Annotated in this window: 13 protein-coding genes; 3 read left to right on the top strand and 10 right to left on the bottom strand. The window is 59.5% G+C overall.

What is annotated here, in order from left to right; all coding sequences use genetic code 11:
- Position 1 precedes the first annotated feature (1 nt).
- From SH410x_RS06090 to rpiB, 6 genes are all read right to left on the bottom strand, one after another.
- The gene (locus SH410x_RS06090; RefSeq protein WP_473675562.1) at positions 2-1,786 is read right to left on the bottom strand and encodes a HEAT repeat domain-containing protein; all 1,785 of its coding nucleotides are present in this window, start codon (positions 1,784-1,786) and stop codon (positions 2-4) included.
- Between the two features lie 5 nt (positions 1,787-1,791).
- Positions 1,792-3,447, bottom strand: a complete 1,656-nt coding sequence (locus SH410x_RS06085; protein ID WP_473675561.1) for an ABC transporter permease — start codon at positions 3,445-3,447, stop codon at positions 1,792-1,794.
- Positions 3,444-4,517, bottom strand: a complete 1,074-nt coding sequence (locus SH410x_RS06080) for an ABC transporter ATP-binding protein (protein ID WP_473675559.1) — start codon at positions 4,515-4,517, stop codon at positions 3,444-3,446. Before SH410x_RS06080 ends, SH410x_RS06085 begins: the two co-directional genes overlap by 4 nt.
- Positions 4,518-4,708: 191 nt before the next feature.
- Positions 4,709-7,243 (bottom strand): hypothetical protein, encoded by a 2,535-nt coding sequence (locus tag SH410x_RS06075; protein WP_473675557.1) that lies wholly within the window; start codon positions 7,241-7,243, stop codon positions 4,709-4,711.
- Positions 7,244-7,254: 11 nt separating this feature from the next.
- Complete coding sequence (thiC, locus tag SH410x_RS06070) at positions 7,255-8,622, bottom strand: phosphomethylpyrimidine synthase ThiC (RefSeq protein WP_473677253.1); 1,368 nt, start codon at positions 8,620-8,622, stop codon at positions 7,255-7,257.
- A 37-nt stretch (positions 8,623-8,659) separates the two neighbouring features.
- Positions 8,660-9,106 (bottom strand): ribose 5-phosphate isomerase B, encoded by a 447-nt coding sequence (rpiB, locus tag SH410x_RS06065; protein ID WP_473675555.1) that lies wholly within the window; start codon positions 9,104-9,106, stop codon positions 8,660-8,662.
- 473 nt (positions 9,107-9,579) lie between these two features.
- Between rpiB and SH410x_RS06060 the strand changes: the two genes are divergently transcribed.
- On the top strand, positions 9,580-10,698 hold the full coding sequence (locus SH410x_RS06060; protein ID WP_473675554.1) for a DUF1559 family PulG-like putative transporter: 1,119 nt from the start codon (positions 9,580-9,582) through the stop codon (positions 10,696-10,698).
- 318 nt (positions 10,699-11,016) lie between these two features.
- Here SH410x_RS06060 and SH410x_RS06055 read toward each other — a convergent pair whose 3' ends face one another.
- The 3 genes from SH410x_RS06055 to SH410x_RS06045 all read right to left on the bottom strand — a co-directional run bounded on the left by SH410x_RS06055 (position 11,017) and on the right by SH410x_RS06045 (position 14,806).
- Positions 11,017-13,011: a mu-protocadherin gene (locus tag SH410x_RS06055; protein WP_473675552.1), complete on the bottom strand. Its 1,995-nt coding sequence runs from the start codon at positions 13,009-13,011 to the stop codon at positions 11,017-11,019.
- Positions 13,012-13,216: 205 nt separating this feature from the next.
- On the bottom strand, positions 13,217-13,903 hold the full coding sequence (locus SH410x_RS06050) for a YMGG-like glycine zipper-containing protein (protein ID WP_473675550.1): 687 nt from the start codon (positions 13,901-13,903) through the stop codon (positions 13,217-13,219).
- Between the two features lie 129 nt (positions 13,904-14,032).
- A complete protein-coding gene (locus SH410x_RS06045) occupies positions 14,033-14,806 on the bottom strand; it encodes a sensor histidine kinase (protein WP_473675548.1) in 774 nt (257 codons plus the stop codon).
- A gap of 183 nt (positions 14,807-14,989) precedes the next feature.
- Between SH410x_RS06045 and SH410x_RS06040 the strand changes: the two genes are divergently transcribed.
- Both SH410x_RS06040 and SH410x_RS06035 read left to right on the top strand, forming a co-directional pair.
- The gene (locus tag SH410x_RS06040) at positions 14,990-16,258 is read left to right on the top strand and encodes an LL-diaminopimelate aminotransferase (protein WP_473675545.1); all 1,269 of its coding nucleotides are present in this window, start codon (positions 14,990-14,992) and stop codon (positions 16,256-16,258) included.
- Positions 16,246-17,460, top strand: a complete 1,215-nt coding sequence (locus SH410x_RS06035; RefSeq protein WP_473675543.1) for a chorismate synthase — start codon at positions 16,246-16,248, stop codon at positions 17,458-17,460. Before SH410x_RS06040 ends, SH410x_RS06035 begins: the two co-directional genes overlap by 13 nt.
- 161 nt (positions 17,461-17,621) lie before the next feature.
- Here SH410x_RS06035 and SH410x_RS06030 read toward each other — a convergent pair whose 3' ends face one another.
- Positions 17,622-19,001 carry an EF-hand domain-containing protein gene (locus SH410x_RS06030; RefSeq protein ID WP_473675541.1) on the bottom strand — a complete coding sequence of 460 codons (1,380 nt, stop codon included), beginning with the start codon at positions 18,999-19,001 and terminating at the stop codon, positions 17,622-17,624.
- Positions 19,002-19,316: the final 315 nt, after the last annotated feature.

Genomic DNA, 19,316 nt, shown 5'->3' with positions numbered 1-19,316 from the left:
GCTACTGCGACGATTTCGGAAGGGGCGACAAAAACCAACCGCCCACTTCTCTCTCGTGACGCTGGAATACAGGGACAGGCTCCCCCGTCATCCGTTCGATCGCCCAGTCACACGCGCGGGCCGCGGCGGCCTCGGAGCCCGCTTTTTCGCGCAGACCGGGGAGTGCCGATTCCGCGTGCATGCGCCCCAAGCTGACGGCGCACATCTGCCGGACTTCCACTGCCTCAGGTTCGAGCGAGTCGGTGTCGTTGACTCGCTCAAGCAAGATTTTCACGAGATCGGCTTGCCGATCGTCCTCATAGATCAGACCGAGTGCCCACGCGGCGGCCGCGCGTGAGTGCAGACCCAACGCCATGTTTTTGGGCAAATACGCTCGCATCAGGGGGACGGCTGCGGCGTATTTCTGATCTCCCATCGCAAGGAACAGGTGCGCGACTTGGTCGGAGAGCCCAGGCATCGCATCATCGAGCTCGTTGGACCGGAATCCCTCATAGACGCTTTGAGCATGCTCCAACATCGCTGGCAACAGCTCCGCGATTTGTAGCTGAGTCAACGCCCAGGCCGTGGCAATTTTGACTTCACCACGTTGGTGAGCTAATAACTCGACCATCCGTGGCCCGGCGGGCTTGTAGTCTAGTTTCGCCAACACGACGGCGGCCTGCTCGCAACCTCGCCATGAGTTTTGGTCGAGAACCTCGACCACTCGCTGTAGGACTTCCTCACGCAGGTCCGGTTCATCGGCGAGCTGCACGAGGCCAGCGGCCACTTCACGGCGAAGCGATGGATTCTCGTCGTCCAGCAGCGGCGCTAAGTTTCTGATTCGCTCGAGTTTCCGTGTCGCGATGATCGAGCGTGCGCACGCCAAACGGATTCCACTATCACGGCTGTCGACCAACTCATCGATGAAGGGGTCGACTCGGTTGGGATCGATTCTCAGCAACTGCGTCAGGGCACCTGACTGGACCGCAAGGCTGGGATTACTCAGCAAACTCTCCAGCAAAGCGGACGCATCATCGCCCGTTTGCCACTGCAGCAACTCGATTGCCAGAATTGCCGCTCGTGGTTCGGTTCCCGAGTCGTGGCCCTGGATCGTTGCGGCCAATTCAACGAGTCCCGGTGAAGCGAATTTAGCCAGCACCCCAGCGGCCTCCATCCGAAGACGCATCGATGCCTGTGGTTGTTTCACCAGAGCCACCAACCGATCACTCGATTCGGTGGCGTTTAACTTTCCAAGACCATTGATCGCCAATAACATGCTGGTTTGGCTCGCTGTTGACGCCTCCAGCCGCTCCAGCCAAACATCCTTGATCGCGTCAGACTTCCAATCCGCGAGCGCCGGTTCAATCATTTGTGCGACCGTACCACCGCGACGGATCGCAATACCAGCAAGCAACTCCGCATCCGTCTTGGACTCAAGCTCAATCAGCGCATGGGCAGCAGAGCGAACAAGATCAAGGTTTTGACCGGGTGCCTTCAATATTTCTCGCAGGTTCGGGCGCAAGCCGTCGACGCCCGGCAATCCTCGCTCGTGCGCGATCACCATGCTGTCGATCACCATCCGCTGTAGTTCGACATCCGGGCGGCGCAGCGCCTTAGACCAAAGTTCGAGCAAGCCATCGGGAAACACCTCATCGACTGGAAGCGGTAAAAATGCCGGTCGCTCGTACATGACCAGGTCATATTCGACGAATGGATCAATCGCGAAGCCAGACTGCGGCAGCATCGTTGCCAGCACGCTGGCCAACAGACACATGAGACGGGTAGGACGTTTTCGTTTCAAGTTCATACTGTTCATACCGCGCGACTCAACTGCCATACCCGAATCCCCAGAACGCTCAACATCAAGGCCGAAACGATGCCTGCGATCCACCACGCCAGGGGCAATAAATCGTAGTTTTCAAAACCGGGTGCACCAATCACATTGAGCGCCGCCCCGACCGGCGTCGCCAACAAGATGGTTTGCACGGTTTCATGCCCGAACGGTGCGTCACGGCCCAACCACACCAACATGGGCGTGAGGAAAAGTATGATGACGGCAACGTACGCTGCCGTCGTCGAGACCGCCGTGCTGCGGAACAGGCTGCCGATCGCGGCACTGACCGACAACGCTTCGATCGCGGTCCAGACTAAACAAACCAGCACAAAGTTGATCTGCAACCACATCACCGGTTGGATAAAAATCATCATCAGATATCCCGGCAACGTCGCCATCAGGACCAAGCCCAACGTCCAGACCGCGCTGAGTATTTTTCCACTGACGATTCGAAACGATGAGAGCGGTGTTAGTCGCAACAGTTCCCAACCGCTGCCCTCACGCTCACCACTGATCAATCCCGAAGCCAAACTGGGCGTGAGCACCACGACCAAGACGACTTGCAACATCACCATTAAGCCACCGATCGTCTCGACGCCCCATGACGTCGCACTGGTCGCCGCAGCAAAGGTCACGAGCACGGAAGCGACGGCGCAAACGGAAATCAATCGCAACAACCACTGCGAGCGCCCAAATTTCCGGCAACGAAATTCCTTCACCATCACGGGATTGAGGAACCAGGGAATCCCACGTTTCCGACGCTGGGGATCGACGAGGTAAAACAGCCGCCGAGCGGTTTGAGCGGCCCGCCCACGTTCATGGGTGATCACGCCCTTGGCTCGCGAGCGGTCAAAGATCCGGTAGTTGAACCGCGACAAGGTCATCGCGGCAAAAATGCCGCTGCTCAAAAGTGTCACGACAATGAACTCACCGGTTGCCGACGTCGCCTTCAAACCCGCCGAACCGACGTCCCCTTGCCGCATGATTTCCATCACCGACGGGATTGGCGAAATGTTTCGTAGCCAACTCGCTAACGTCGATAGGACACCGCCCGCACCGGGAAAAAAAGCCGCCGGTACGAGCGTCAGAAAGCACATGCCCAGCACGACGGTATAGGTGATCCGCACCCCCGCGTCGGCGGATTGCACATAACTGCTGACCAGCATCCCCAGTGTGGCGTACTGAATGACGAGCAACAGGAGAACAAAGTACAGCAGTCCCAACTGGCCCGTGAGACTGATACCGCCCATCGCGAAACAGGCCGCTGAAGCCGGCAGACTGCACATCAGGACGAGCACGCTGAACAGCAAGACGCCTGAAATCTTGCCAAAGTAGATCGAAAACGCACTCATCGGCGAGTTCAGCAGCAGTGCTAACGTGCCCTGGTTTTTTTCGTTGACAACAGACGTGGCGGGGAACGCGGGGACTAGAAACACGACACCGGCGAGCAGCCCATAGCCGAACACTCGAAAAACCTCGAGCGACTGAATGCCACTTAAGTCGACCGACGCGTCGGCCGGCCACCGCATGAGCACCGAGATAGAAAATGCAAACGTCAAACACACCAACACGCCCATCGCACGCGGCGAACGCAAAATGCCGTAGAACTCTCGCTGGATTACGGGATTGATCACGCATCGCCCCCTGTGGCGGCGGCACCGGGCGTGGCGGCGGCACCGGGCGTGGCGGCACTCGGCTCGACACGCTCAGCAACATGGTCGCTTTGATCGCCCGCGTTGGCGACCGAAAGGAACGCATCCTCGAGATCCGTCGCGACTTCGCGGAATTGAACAACCGTTTCGCCTTGGCTGATCAAGTGCGACAACAGCGGTGCGACCTCATGATCATTCAAGTGCGTTGAGAATCGCACCATCATCTCTGTTTTGGCACAGACCACATCGGCGGCTTCCAGGGGGGCGGCGCCCGCATGCTCTTGCAGCCAACGGCGGACGGTCTCGCCCACCCGCTGAACCTGCTCATCGGCAATCAGCATGATTTCAAAGGTCCGCCTTTGCTGCACATCACGCATGATTTCGTCGAGCGTCCCGAACGCTCGCAGTTTGCCCTTGGTGATCATCGCCACCACATTACAAATCCGCGCCAACTCCGGCAGGATATGACTCGTCACGATCAGCGTTTTCCCCATATCGGAGAGTCGCAATAACATCACCCGCATATCGATGCGGGCCTGCGGATCGAGGCCATTGGCGGGTTCGTCGAGGATCAACACCTGGGGATCGTGCATCAGTGTGCGTGCGATCGCGACCCGCTGCTGCATGCCGCGACTGAGGGCGTCAACGTACAGGTCGTGCATGTAGGTCGCACCGGTGATGTCGAGAACCTCATCAATTCGTTTGATCCGCTGGCCGCGTCCGATGCCGTATGCGGCGCCAAAGAAATCGAGATATTCACTCACCCGCATATTGGGATAAGCACCAAAATCGTCGGGCATGTAGCCCACGAGCCGCTTGATCTTGCGAGACTCGCTCAAGCAGTCGGCACCCGCGATCGTCGCCGTGCCACTGGTCGGTTTGGACAACCCCACCAAGATCCGGATCGTCGTGGTTTTGCCTGCCCCGTTAGGGCCGATGAAGCCAAGGATCTCTCCCTTGCCAACACGCATCGTCAACGAATCGAGCGCCGTAAAGTTATCGTAGCGTTTCGTTAACGCCTTGGTTTCGACAACTGTTTCTGAGTTGCTCACGGTGATTTGATTCCAGGGTGGGATAGTTTTATTTCGTCAGGTCAGACTTGCGAGCCGATAAGCAGGGACTCAAACGCCCGTCAGTTCAACGGCGCGGCATCGCACCACGCTTGCTCCGAACATCGCAGCCCGCTGGGCATGCGTTTCAACGATTTGCACGGAAAGCTTCCTCTCTGAAGGGTCGCACGGGTCTACGGCATCGTCGCATCGAAAGCGACGTGCACATAGTCGATCTGCCACGTGCTACGACTGGGCTGGTTGGCATCCACGACGCCGGGGGCCTCATCCTGCGAACGGGCTCGCTCTTGCTCGCTCTCGGAAATGTCCAGCGACAGGACGAACCCACCCTGATCGTTTAACGTCAGGAACTGGGGATCGCTGATCTCGAATCGAATCAATCCGCTGGGATCTTGCTTGCGATATACGGACTGGAACTCACCGTCGACGAGGCTCTTGACGTTGAGCGTCCGCGAGGGAGCGTTGATTTTGATCGTGACACTCGCCCGGCGAACCGTGCAGGGCAACACTTTGCGAGGCATTACGAACTGAAGCTCTGTATCACGGGGGCGGCCCATCTTGAGCCATTGACCCGTCTGCGAATTGAAGATCGCGCTCATGCCTCGGGTGCCGGCATACGGTTCGACGCGAACAAACGTTGCGGGCACGTGAAATTCACTCCCACTTGGGGGCGGCGTGAATTGAATCGGAACGGAAGCCAGCGCCGACCCACGATGGTCAAGCTCCTCATCAAAACGGGCCCCCGAATCAATCGGATCCGTCCACACCAACAGGATGGGCTCGCGTCCAAAGGGCGACGCTTCGCTGGCGAGCATTTGGCGGAGAAGGTCCTGGCGTTCACGCTGCACATCGGACACGATCGCCGTCTGGATGAACTGGCCCGGTGCCAGGACATCATCGCGATCACTCGACAAGGTGTTGTCCATCTCAGGATCAAACACCACTGCGAGCGCCGGTGCTGGGGCCGCGATAATGACGGCGTCTTCGCTACGCTCGGCGGACAAGCCCTCGACTCGTCCTTGAAAACCTGTTTTCGTGAAGGTGCCCTGAACCAACCATGGCGGCGACAATTCCACGGCTGACTGAGTCTCGATGTGCCGCACGACGCCGGGCGGCTGATTGACGAATAACCACTCTGAGCGGCCGCTATCATCCCACTGCAATCGATTGATTTCGCCCCCGGCAACGCGTTGGCTGAGTATCGAGATGCTCTCGGGGGACGAGACAACGTCGAGGGGACGCTCCGCTTGGCTGTAGACGGCCGCCACTGACTGGAGGTTGACCACCGGATTGCCCGGCAAATTGCGGATGATTTGACTGACCGCGACCGTCGAGGGTACTGCCGTGGTTTGCTGGCGGCCGATCGCGATGAATGCGCCCGCTGCGATCAAGGACGCCACCGGCACCACGACGGCGAGATATTGCAAACTCTGCCGCTTTGCCAACCAGACGCCTGCCACGATCAAGACCAGCAGATGCAGCCCCAACAGCCCCGCGATGACGTACCGCCGTGGAATGGAGTAGCCAATTTCGTCGTCGACAAACGCCGTCAACTCCGCAAAGGGCTGCGGGACGACGGCGCGACTGGCAAAAAACTGACTGGCGAATTTGATGTAGCTTTGCAGCGGGACGTCATCATGGATCCATCCACGGGCCCCCACCGTTGTAAAAAACACACTGCCCCGGCCCACTCGTTTGCGGAACGCGGCCGGCCATCCGTCGACGGTGCTGAAGACATCATCGGTTTCTGCAAACACACGCACCATTTCGACGGGACGCTCGGAACTCCACGTTTCGAGCATTCGCTGCGAACCGGCACGGATGGAATCGGCCGTCGAAAATTCAACCTGATTCAGTTCGACACGATCCACGACGCTGTAACACATCGCATCGCCCAGGAGCATCCGGGCCGCCTCCGGGCTGACGCGATCTACCATCAACCAAACCTGCCCCCCCGCTTGCAACCAACTCTGCAGACGCGAGAGGGACAACGTATCGTTGAGAATTCGGTCGCTGGCGATGACAATCTGATCGATCGCGTCGAGCCCAACAGGCGAGGCCGGTAAAAAATGACCTTGGACGTAAATCAATCCTTCGTCACGATTCGACTGGATCTCGATATCACGGCCCGCGTTGACCGTCTTGGCAAGCTCATTGTTTTGCTCCTCAGCGAGGCTGTCACCGGGCGCAGGTTGATCGAGAATGATCGCGGCATGAGACTTTTCTTTGGACAGCAGCAAAGAATGATGGGTGCTCGGCATGCCGACAACGTTATTTTGAAACTGCTCTTCCCCATCGGCTGCGTGATGAATCTGCATCGACGAGAAATCAATTTGATTCTGGTCGTAGGGGATATTCGCCGGAATCTGAATGGGCAGCGACGCCACGCGCCGCCCACCGGCCGGCAGCCACATCTTCCGTGCGTACTGCAGATTCGATTCGCTATCGACAATCACGGTCATCGTCTCTTCACGATCTTGGGCCGTCGGATTCGCGCCGCCGACCAAGAGCGTTGCCCATCGCCCCGGCACCTGCCGGCGCATTCCACCTGAAGAAACCCCCAGGTTCACAACCGCGTTGGGTGCGTCGTTGGCCCCGGCATCCTCCGCCGCTGCGGAGGATGCATCGATTCCTTGCCCTTGGGACGAGGTCGCTAAGCACAGAACGGCCAAGCTGCAGGCAGCCAGGAATTTCAAGAACGAAGACATAACTCGATGACTTATTTAATTTCGACGAGCTGTTTGTCTTTGGCCATTTGCCGGATGTCTTCGGTAATCTTCATCGAACAATACTTAGGACCGCACATGCTGCAGAAATGGGCACTTTTGAAGGTGTCCTGCGGGAGCGTCTCGTCGTGATATCGCTGAGCGGTTTCAGGATCGAGCGACAAGCGGAATTGTTCTTTCCAGTCGAATGCAAAACGGGCTCGTGAGAGCGCGTCGTCTCGGTCCTGCGCGCCCACTCGCCCGCGCGCCACATCGGCCGCATGGGCGGAGATTTTGTAAGCGATCACGCCCTGCTTGACGTCTTCCTCGTTGGGCAAACCCAGGTGCTCCTTGGGTGTGACGTAGCACAGCATCGCGGCGCCGTGCATGCCCGCATTGGCCGCGCCGATGCAGCTGGTGATGTGGTCATACCCAGGGGCGATGTCCGTGACGAGCGGCCCGAGGACGTAGAACGGGGCCCCGTCACAAACCTCAATTTGTCGCTCGACGTTCATTTGAATTTGGTCAAGTGGAATGTGGCCGGGGCCTTCCACCATGACCTGGGTTCCCTTTTCCCAACCGCGACGGGTGCAGTCACCGAGCACGTCGAGTTCGGCGAACTGGGCCGCATCCGACGCATCGGCGATGCTGCCGGGACGCAGGCCGTCGCCGAGTGACCACGTGACGTCGTACTCACGCATGATGTCACAGAGATCGTCAAACGCTTCGAGCAGTGGGTTCTGTTTGTTGTGCGCCATCATCCATTTGGCGATCAGGGATCCGCCCCGGCTGACAATCCCCGTGACGCGGTTCACGGTGAGGTGCAGATGCTCGAGTTTGATACCGCAGTGGATCGTCATGTAATCGACGCCCTGCTTGGCTTGATGCTCCACCATGTCGAGGAAGTGCTGCGCCGTCATGTCTTCGATGTTGCCACCGAGCTCTTCGAGCATTTGATAGATCGGCACCGTCCCAATCGGTACCGGGCTCTTCTCGATGATCTGGCGGCGGATATTGTCGATGTCTTTCCCTGTCGACAGATCCATCACCGTATCGGCACCGAAGTGCACCGCGGTGTGCAGTTTCTCAAGTTCTTCGGCGGCGTTGCTGGTGACGGCACTGTTGCCGATGTTCGCATTGATCTTGCACTTCGCCGCAATCCCAATGGCCATCGGCTGGAGGGAGCCAGCGGCGTGGACCTTGTTCGCAGGGATGACCATGCGTCCCGCAGCGACTTCATCGCGGATCAATTCAGGTGAAAGTGATTCACGCTCGGCAACGAATTCCATTTCAGGAGTGATTTCGCCCGCGCGGGCGGCCAGGATTTGCGTCATGGTGTTCGAACTCAGTTTCGAGGGGGGCGTATGGAGCGACTTCGTTATAAGGCAGCGCGTCGGCAGCGAGTAGTCCCGCGGGACGTCAGTCCGCTTCGAGTGCGAGAATTTTCTGCAGTCGCCGAGCGTGCCGTTCTTCGGGAGTGTAGCGGGCCGCCAAAAACGCGCGGATAATTTCAAACGCCAATTCACTGCCGATGATCCGGCCGCCGATGCACAAGACGTTCATGTCGTCATGCTCAACACCCTGATGGGCCGAATAGGTATCGTGACAAATCGCCGCGCGAATGCCCGTGATCTTGTTCGCCGCGACGCTGACCCCGACGCCACTTCCGCAGATCAAAAGCCCACGATCAGCTTGGCCACTGCCAATGCGTTCCGCGACCTCCACCGCAAAATCAGGGTAATCGCAGGGCTCGGCGTCATGGGTACCGCAGTCAATCAGATCACGGACCTGTCCCGCAAAATGCTTGATCACCTGTTCTTTGAGCGGGAAACCAGCGTGGTCACCCCCGATGGCTAGACGTAACATAGACTCGGAAGCAGACATGGCTTGCGGGGGCAAAAGTGAGCAGGCGTATAGAAAAACGGCCAAGGACCGATCGCAAAGAGGATATCCGTTGGAGGCCCGAGTCGGCTAGGGTAGCAGATGCCGCCTACGGCCCGGCTTGAGATCGTCGCCAAATCGCTCCGCTGGGGGGAGCCTGCTGACGACCCACCCCGGGCCCATCTGCCTGCGGGCCTGCGGCCCGAAAAGTTGCCGAGACTCGCGTCCCACGCCGTCCCACGCCGCCCCACGCCACCCCACGCCACGACAGGCGGTGGAGGAGACCTCGGCACGTTACTTGACCCGCCTCGACTCCAAGATTACGATCGGCCCTGCTATTGATATCCAGTATCAATAGCGATCCCGTCGAGCCAGCCAACTTTGTACAGCCAGCCAGACATCCAGCCGCGCCTTGTGCGGCGACGATTTCCCAATGCCTCCTGTCCAAAGTTTCAAAGATGATCTCATCGAACGGCCAATTTGCATCGAGCTCGGTGCACCCAATTCATCGCAAACGCGGATTCACCTTGATCGAGCTCTTGGTGGTGATCGCCATCATTGGCGTTTTGGTCGGTTTGCTACTGCCCGCCGTGCAGGCTGCACGCGAAGCGGCTCGTCGTACCCAGTGCAAGAACAACATGAAACAGATCGTGTTGGGCATGACGATGTTTGAACACACGTTTCGGCACTATCCGTACTCACGAACAGGATCACTGTGGCGGATTCTGCCCTTCGTCGAGCAACCGGATCTGGCGCAGAAATTCAATTCGGCAAAGCATCCTAATTTCGATGTTCCATCGGCATCGGAGTACAAGTGGGGATACAACGGCATCCTGACGACTCAGTGGAGCAACAAGGACGACTTGATTGAAGGTGCCGCCGCTGAACTCTCGGTGTTTCAGTGCCCCAGCCGGACGGGATCGAGTTCGATCCTCGGTAGCGACGGCCTGTCCATGGCAGTGGCGGACTACACCACGCCGCGGGTTCCCGCGCTTCGCCCGGAGGGGCATCCGCTGTACTATCGTGACGGGGAACCTCAGATGCAGTTCAGCACGGCCATGACACCGGCGTCGGGATCTCGGAACCGCAATCCGAATAACAAAGGGGGCCGAGCGAGCAGTATCCTCGACGGTCTTTCCCATACGCTGATGTACTACGAGTGCATCGGTTCGCCGGAGTTGTTCGTCCGCGGCAAGATGGCGGACACGACTGGGGGCGCGAGCATCGCATGGGCAGGGGCCGGCGACGGCGTGAAAATGCGTGCCTACCTGGCCGATAATCTGTTAGCTGACACTTCGGATTCCAACCGCGGCAAATCCACGACCGCCAATCCAAGCCTCCCCGATGCGCCAACCGATTGCAGCAAAACGTCCGCTTGGGAGGCAACGATCGATACCTGTGGCACGTATCGTTCGCTCAATCACACCAACAAGAGTCAGCCGTTTAGCTTTCACGCAAGTTCCGTGCATGTCGGACTGTGCGACGGGTCGTCACGAACGATCACTGAAACCATTGACCAGGGCGTCTTTTTAAACCTGATGCTGCGTGACGACCGGCAGCTTCCTGGCGAGTATTGAATCGGGCACGTTGATTGAATCGGGCAAGTTGCCCGAGCGAAGGCGACGCCAATCACACGCACCGCCGACTCTAACGGCGTGCTGATTTCATGAACCGCGTCGCGTCAGCGGCCCGGTGGCTCGTGCTTCCCCAATGCCTGACAGCCATCGGGCTCACCATCGCCCGCCCAAACTTCGGCTCAATCACCAGACTGCTAAGCGATGTGGATGGCCCGGAGGGGCAGGGCGGCGCGTGCCGAAAGCGGTCACGCCAGGTCATCGGGTCGCCCAAATCGTGGCTCCATCCGGCCGACGCAGGCCCGGGAGTGTTACTGTTGGCTAAACCCCTGTCGCCAGCGATCCGCCGGTCACGGACGCTCTTTTCGCGGCAACCATGTCTCGAAACTGCACACGCAGATTCTTCAGCCAGAACAATAAATACAAGTTCGCGACGACAGACAGCAGCAACAAGGCGTTGAAGATGGGTTGCGCCGCGACTTGCTCGGGTGCCCCGTCAAATTCGCCAACGCCAGCGGCACCCGGCGAGGTTGCTTTGCCCTCCAAGCGGTCCCGCAGCGACTGCCCATCCGAAGACGAACCCAGGTCGTCCTCACGCGGTCGTGGCCGCGTGTCGCCCCGACTCACAGTTCCAGCGTCAAGGTACTCGTTGCTGTTCCCTCCGGTGAGTCCGGCAAGCTGCGAGCCTGGATTTCGCGGGTAGCGATCCTGTTCGGGATTGGCCCCATCGAATCGGTCGCGTGGCGGTTGCACAAGCGGCGGCGCCGCCGAATTCGCGGGCAGTCGGGGAGGGTTGTAACTGCCGCCGGCAGCGTAATTGCCGCGTGTACCGGAGTCTTCACCGGCACCGGTCTGGCTTGAATTCGAATCGCCGATGGTATCCACGGCGGTGAGCAATTGCCCCTGTCGATCAACACGCCGTCCGTACCAATCCAGGCGATAGCCTTGGCGATCGACCGGATATCCCTCGGCATCGTAGCTGTATCCCGTCTTGGGTAACCGCGCGGCCTGTGCAGCGCTCAGGTTGGGATCGTAATCCAGTTCATTGGTAACAGTGGCCGTTTGCCGAAAGTCGTTGGCAGCACCGGAAGAGGTGTAGTTACCACCAGTGCTCGCGGGGCTCGGGCGGCCCGCTGGCGAACTGGATGCTGGCGAATTGGATGCTGGCGAATTGGATGCTGGCGAATTGGATGCTGGCTGCAGTCCGGCGGGTAACTGGCCAAAGTTGCCCCCCGCGAACGCGCTCGCAGAATTCCCAATCGGTGCCGTTGAAGGGCGACGCTGCGATCCATTTTGCAAGGCATACCACTCCTCGTCACGGGTTGTCGCGTTCAAAGCTGGCGTCGAGACAGGGCTGTTGTAGGTGGTGGTCGCCGGCGTCGATGCTGCCATATTCGGTGGCAGTGAACTGGCGCGGTTTGAGGGCGTTCCCGCGTAATTGGTGCTGGGCGAGAACGGAGCCGTTGATGGCCCGCTGGCCGCCGAGGTGCTTGTCATCGGAGGCGGTGCGGGCGAACCGCTTTGGGTCAACCGGTTTCGCGGATCGTCGGCGCTGCTCGGTGGGAGCGCAGGGCCGTACATCATCCCGTTGGCAGCATCCTGCACTCCGTTGGCCACCGATTGAAACTGGGCGTTCGCAGCATCGCCCATGCGTTCGGCATTCGTATTGAGGTTTTGCTGTAGCTGTTGCCGACTGGCGTCTGCGGTGGTACTGAATTGTTGCGCAGCGTTATTGGCCGCTTCTCGCGCGGCCTGCTCTAAACTGGCACTACTGTACCCCGTATTGGGCGAGGTACTCGGGGGAGGTGCGCTGCCATAGCCTGTGTTGCTGTATCCGGTACCGGGTGGGGCGCTGCTCGATGCAGGCGTCATGCCGAATCCACTCGGCATATTCATGCCACCACTTTGGGGAGCCGGTTTCATCATCGCGGTGGGCGCCGAACCGCCTGCTCGGATTGGGCGCAGATCACTTGGGTCGCCCATCGACGGGATTGGCATCGGGATTTGATCGGCGGCAGCAACTGTGCTGAAACTGCCCGCACCCGCCAACAATTCGCCTGCGGGAGCACCCTGGCTGGAGGAGTACTGGGGAGTGACTCGGGGCAGGTTGCCATTGCCTACCCGGACCACCACTTCGCTGACATGACCGCGGATCTCGGCCGGAATTTGGCTCGATATCTCGCCAGTGCGCGCGACCTGCTCCATCTTTTCAGGTGGAATTTGAATGATGTACTTCACGCCGTTCCCGCCATCAGGGGTCCACCCATAGGTGATCCCGACGGTCGCAGCCATCAAAAGCATCACAGCGCCACTCATGGCACAATCCTTTGCTGTGTTGAATGATTGGGACAGGCAAAGACAGTCCTTGCGGTCCCGATCGACACAGCCCACCTCGTCATAAGATGGCCCGCAGGTCGATCACCCGCCGAAACGGGTTTCACAACACAATTTATCGCCCCAGGTGAATCCAGGTAAAGCCCGATCGCGGATGAAAATCGGAATTACCCACGAGTTACCGGTTTCAACGCCCGTAGTAGATCGGCCGGGCCCGGTAGACGGGTCCGTAATGCCGGTGATGGACGTGGACAGGCCGCGGCGGCGGAGTCACGTAGACCGGCGTTTCGATAATCGTGGTGGTGGGGACCACGTTCGCATTGGCGATTTGGCTTCCCAACGGGGCTTGCTGCATCGCTGCAATGACCGTTTCATTCACCCCCTGTTCGTGCAGCGAAATGATATCGGACACCGCCGGCTGTCGCTGGACACCCCGGGTGGAAATCTGATTCAAGATAACGTTTTGGCTCACCCCGCTGCGGCTCATCGCGATCACATCGCTATAGCTCACCGCCCCCATCGTCACCTGCTGCTGGGTCGCCATCTGCTGTTGAGCTTGGTATTGGCGCTGTTGAGCATATTGTTGGTTTCGATAAGCGACATCTTTGTCGTTGGCATTGCCCAGCAAACCACCGGCGACGAGTCCGACCGCACCACCGATCGCGGCGCCAGCACCCGCTTTATCGCTGTTTTCCCCAATAATCGCACCCGCGATGGCTCCCGTGATCCCGCCAAACGTGGCTCCCCGCTGCGTATTGTTTTGAGCCTGGAGGCGAGCGGTGGATCCGCAGGCGATGCAAGCAAAAATCGCTGCGGCAACGCCGAAACGACGAGTGCGGCCGGAGCCATACCAATTCGAAGAATATGATGTCATTTTGGGTTTACCACAGGAGGCGAGATGAGCGGCCAAAGAAGTATCCCTTTTAGAATCGACGCATGACGGGAATCAACCGCAATTATGTAGCGATTTTTCCGTTTGGGCCGCTAGCGTAGAATGATCGAGCTACCCCAGACGCGGTGGCACCGGGAACTGCAACGAAAACTTCGTGCCCCGGTTGAGCTCGCTCTGCACACTGATCCGGCCCCCGTGGGCCTCGATGATCTTCCGAGCCGTGGGCAACCCCAGCCCCGAACCACCATCTTTGGTACTGTAGAAGGGTTCAAACATGTGCATGACGGTATTGTCGTCGACGCCGCCGCCGGTATCGATCAAGTCCAAACTGACACCGCTGCGATTACTATACGTCCGCGCCCACAACTGGCCCCCGTCTGGCATCGCCTCCAAGGCATTCTTGACCAAATTCATCAGTGCGGACTGCAACGAATCGCTGTGTAAACGGATCGAAGGCAAATCAGGATCGAGATATTGCTGCAAATCCACCTTTTGTGCGTCGGCTTGGGCTTGGTAAGCACCGAGCACCTGCCGCACCTGGTCATTCAAACTGCCGGAGACGAGATCGATGTGCCGCAACCGGGCATATCGCAAGAAATCTCGCAGCAACGCTTCCATCCGCTCACATTGATCGCGGACCATATCGACACGTGGCAAACAACGGCGACTCGACGCCGTATCCATTTCGACCAGATCCTCGCTCAGCAGCTCGATATTCATGTGAATGATCGACAGCGGGTTCTTAATTTCATGGGCCAACGACCCGGCCAACTCGGCGAGCTCCTCGTATTGCCCCTGGACCTCGTCCATCGCCGCTTGATGCCGGGCGGCATCTTTGGCGCGGTCGTCGGTGCGAGAGTGCGACTCGGAGGGATGAGGCGTCATCGGACTCAATTGAGAAAGTAGCTGAAAATTGCCTGTCTTTTCCAGGCGTCGATTTACTCTCCCGAATTGTAGCGTGTGCTCGTTTGCCTGGCGTCACCCTCGACGAATTTCACGTTGCCGACTACAACTACTCCCCATCCAGCTCCCCTCTCCCGTCTCCCCCTCTCCCACTTTCGTATCCCCATGTCGACTGCTGCCGCAACTCAGCCCGAAGCGAACGATCCCTACATTCAATCCCTATTCGCTGAGCGGATCGGCGGGGCGAAGTACGGCAAGGGCACCGAAATCTACAAGTTCGAGAAGATCAAGCGTGCCAAGCGGAAAGCTCTCGCCGATCATCCTGAACGGCAACTGCTCGATTTCGGCATCGGCGAGAATGATTCAATGGCTCCCGAGAGCGTCCGCCGGACGATGGAACAGGAGATCAATCGCCTTGAAAACCGCGGCTATGCCGACAACGGGGTCGTCGAATACAAGGAAGCCGCGGCGCGGTTCATGCAACGCAACTTCGGTGTCGAACTCGACCCCGCCACCCAGATCAATCACTGCATCGGCAGCAAGCCCGCTTACGCGATGCTGCCGGCCTGTTTCATCAACCCCGGCGACATCACGATGATGACCGTCCCCGGCTATCCGGTCGCCGGCACCCACACCCGTTACTACGGCGGCGACGTCTACAAACTGCCATTGCTCGCCGAGAACAACTTCCTGCCCGATCTCGACGCCATCCCCGATGACATCTATCGCCGCACCAAGTTGATGATTCTGAACTATCCCAACTCGCCGACCGGGGGCACCGCTCCAGCGGAGTTCTTCGCCAAGGTCGTCAAGCTGGCCAAGGAGAAGGAATTTGTCGTCGTCAACGATGCCGCGCACATCATGTTGACCTTCGATGGCAAACCATACAGTTTTCTGGAAACGCCCGGTGCCCTCGATGTCGGTGTCGAAGTCCATTCGATGAGCAAGGGCTACGACATGATCGGCTGGCGGATGGGATTTGTCGCCGGGCACCCGCTCGTCGTCCAAGCCTTCGCGGACATGAAAGACAACAGCGACAGTGGCCAGTTCATTGCGACGCAAAAAGCCGCCGCTGCCGCCCTCGATGACGATTCGATCCCCGCAGGAATTCGGGCCAAGTATCGCCGCCGGATGGAAAAACTCGTCGCCGTCTTGAACGATGCAGGCTTCGAAGCGTCGATGCCTGGCGGTACCTATTTCCTGTACACCAAGTCACCGACGTCCGCCGCCTCCGGTGAAACCTTCGCCGCTGCGGAGGACGCCACCCGGTTCCTGATCGAAGAACAGGGCATCGTCACGGTGCCGTGGGACGACGCCGGTGCGTTCCTCCGGTTCAGCGTCACGTACATCGCCGAAGACGAAGCGGCCGAAGATGCCTTGATGGCCGAGACCGCCAAGCGTCTGGCCGGAGCCGGGCTGCAATGGAAGTCCTAGGCGGTCCGCACTACGCCGTCGCCGGCGCGGGCGAGTCGCACGGTCCCGCCGTCACGACCATCATCCACGGCTGTCCACCGGGTCACCGCATCCGCCGCGCCGACGTGCAACCGTTCCTCGATCGCCGTCGACCGGGCGGCAATAAACACGGCACGCCGCGAAACGAAAAAGACAAGGTCCTCTTTCTGTCGGGCTTGTACCGCGACGATGTCGACGTGCTGCTCGGCGGATCGAAGCTGTCCGTCGACGTCGATGGGGCCTCGTTCGAAACCGAGGGCTACGAAGATGGTTTCACGACCGGCGAACCGATCGCCGCGATCGTGCTGTCGACCAGCAAAAAATCGGGCGACTACACCCAGTTCACGGGCCCGGGCGGCGAAGTCCGCCCCGGACACACCGACCTCGTCAAATATCACCAGTCGCAAGGGTTCGTGGACGTGCGTGGCGGCGGCCGGTCGAGCTACCGCAGCACGATCAGTGACGTGATCGGGGGCAGCGTCGCCAGGCTCATCCTGCAGCAACTTTTTGGTGTCCGGATCCTCTCGTCGATCTGCCAAGTCGGAACGCTGCAATCGTCCCCACGATTGGCCGAGTCGCTCACACTCGAGAACGCTGACGCGACCCAAGCTCAACTCGACGCGGCCGAAGTCCCGTCCATTGATCCGGAGTTTGCGCGCGCCGCTGGCGAGCTGATCAAAGAGACCCGTCGCCGCGGCGATTCTCTCGGTGCGGCGGTCGAAGTCGTCGCCGTCGGCGTGCCACCACTCCTGGGCAGCCCGCTATACCAGAGTCTCAAGGTCCGTTTGATGGGCGCACTCGGCGGCCTCAATGCTGTCCAGTCCTGTGAGATTGGCGCTGGCGCTGATGTCATCGAGCGTACCGGCAGCGTCAACAACGACCCGATCCGCCACGGCGGTTATCAAAGCAACACGCACGGCGGCTTGCTAGGCGGGATTACGACCGGCAACCCGCTCGTCGCCCGCGTCGGCTTCAAACCCACCTCAACGATCAACCTTCCCCAGCAATCGGTGACGAAGGACCTGCGCGAGATCGAGTTCGAACTCTCCAAAGGCCGCCACGACCCCTGCGTCGGCGTCCGCGCAGGCGTGACGCTCGAATCCCGCGTCGCGATCGAACTGCTCAACGCCCTCCTCGCCTACCAAGGCACCGCCCACGCTGGCGACCCGATCGAACTCTTCTAAACGGTGATGAGCAGATCCATTCGGTGAACTCGCCGTACCGCCTGCCAAAGAGAACTCCAGAGTCGCGACGCGGCGCCCCCATGGCACCCCGGACGCGAGTCCGGCGTTCGCCGTGCGAATGGGTGTCGCGAGACCGCGGCCATGACTTGATGGCCGGGATGCTATTTCAGTCGCTGGGACTTGGCTGACAGGAAGCCAGCATATTCCTGCACGGTAATTCGACCATCGCCGTCGAAATCGGCACCAGCGGGGCTCATCATCATCTTGCTCCATTCGCTCGCCGTGAGTGCGAAGTCGCCGTTTTCGTCGTAGCGCCCGATCATTTTCTTGGCCATCATGGTGATTTTTTCGCTCGGCGGTTCGCTGGGCATTTGCAGCTTTTCCGCTGGCTCGCCACTGCTGGGCGCCGCCGATCCACTTTGCGAGGCGAATGTCGTCGACCTGCCGGGCGAAGTGCCTTGCGGGGCGATTCCCGAGCGAGTGTCGCTAGCAGACAGACCATCGTTGACGCCCTTCAAAACCTCCGACGCGGTGATCACGCCGTCATGATTGGAGTCCCAACCGTAGAATTCGGACACGAGCACATCGCTCCACTCAGACGTGTATTCGCTCATCGAAACCTGACCATCACTATTGAGATCTCGGTCAGTAAAAAATCGGGGCAGTCCCTCAGGGGCCGTGGCTGAGTAGACCCGGTAGGAGCGACGGCCTTCAAAATCCACGACCTCAGGTTGCGCGTTCTTTTCGTCTGACTGTTTGGTGTCGCCGCGACGGTCACGGCGACTGGCCTCCTTTCCATTGCGTTCGACCGCTTCACGGGTTGCGAGTTCCTGTTCGGACAGTTTGCCGTCGCCGTTTCGATCGAAATCCATTGGATTCCCCCAAAAACCCCCGCGCCGAATCTCCTCACCATCGAGCTGGCCGTCCCGATTGCGGTCGTATCGCTTCAGGTTATTACGGGCCTCATCGAGATCCGCGTCGCTGGGCACGACGGCCATGATCTCCGCCGACGGTCCGAAACCGAGCATGGGCAGTACCGGAATTTCAGCGCCGAATCCCGGTACGAGCGGCGCAACGGCCATGGGATCCGCAGGTTCGCTGCTCCGGTCATCACCCCCCCGACCACGGTCATCGCCGCCCCGGCCGCGATCATCGCCGCCTCGGCCGCGATCATCCCCCCCGCGGCCACGGTCGCCTCCGCCTTGACCTCGCATCGTCTCAAACGCTGACGTGATTTTGCTCAGCGGGATCGGCTGGCCCGGTTTGATACTCGGGTCGACCGACTGCATTCGCTCGATCATGGAACCCATCGGCCCCTCTTGCTCGTCAGGATCGATCATGCCGTTGCCATTGCGGTCCAGTCGCGACATGAATCCACTCGGGCCACCCCCCCGATCACCGCCGCCACGATCACCGCGCCCCCGATCGCCACCACCGCGATCAAAACCGCCACGCTGTGCCTGAACCGCAACCGTCCACTGGCATGCGATTCCTACAACCAAGGCAAAACGAAGTACGCTACGAAATGAGGTGATGGACATGAATCGAATTCGCGATAGAAGGAGAAGTGATGCAGATTTCGAGCGAGCCGAATTAAAGAATAGGGTGCAAAAGTGCGTTTCATATTCAGTTTCGAATGATTTCATTCCGCCATGGTGCGAAATCGATGCTTGCGTTGTAACACCGCAGGTGGTCGATGGGTTTCGCTGGCACTGCAAATTCCGTCATCGAAAAGAGGGTTCCCATTTTCGACCCGCCACCTCGCACGTCGTCAGGCGAGTCCTTCACCCCGGACGGGCGGAGCCGTTGGGCGACGTTTTTCGCCGGGCTGGCTTCTTTCGAAATTGCGGGTGAAC

It is taken from the genome of Rhodopirellula sp. SH410, from assembly GCF_055811895.1.
This window is presented reverse-complemented; position numbering and strand designations above follow the sequence as displayed.

Coding starts and splice junctions, on each gene's coding strand:
- rpiB (WP_473675555.1), bottom strand. CDS start 9,106: ATGTTACGTCTAGCCATCGGGGGTGACCACGCTGGTTTCCCGCTCAAA.
- SH410x_RS06055 (WP_473675552.1), bottom strand. CDS start 13,011: ATGAGTGGCGCTGTGATGCTTTTGATGGCTGCGACCGTCGGGATCACC.
- SH410x_RS06040 (WP_473675545.1), top strand. CDS start 14,990: ATGTCGACTGCTGCCGCAACTCAGCCCGAAGCGAACGATCCCTACATT.
- SH410x_RS06050 (WP_473675550.1), bottom strand. CDS start 13,903: ATGACATCATATTCTTCGAATTGGTATGGCTCCGGCCGCACTCGTCGT.
- SH410x_RS06090 (WP_473675562.1), bottom strand. CDS start 1,786: ATGAACTTGAAACGAAAACGTCCTACCCGTCTCATGTGTCTGTTGGCC.
- SH410x_RS06060 (WP_473675554.1), top strand. CDS start 9,580: ATGATCTCATCGAACGGCCAATTTGCATCGAGCTCGGTGCACCCAATT.
- SH410x_RS06030 (WP_473675541.1), bottom strand. CDS start 19,001: ATGTCCATCACCTCATTTCGTAGCGTACTTCGTTTTGCCTTGGTTGTA.
- SH410x_RS06045 (WP_473675548.1), bottom strand. CDS start 14,806: ATGACGCCTCATCCCTCCGAGTCGCACTCTCGCACCGACGACCGCGCC.
- SH410x_RS06035 (WP_473675543.1), top strand. CDS start 16,246: ATGGAAGTCCTAGGCGGTCCGCACTACGCCGTCGCCGGCGCGGGCGAG.
- SH410x_RS06075 (WP_473675557.1), bottom strand. CDS start 7,243: ATGTCTTCGTTCTTGAAATTCCTGGCTGCCTGCAGCTTGGCCGTTCTG.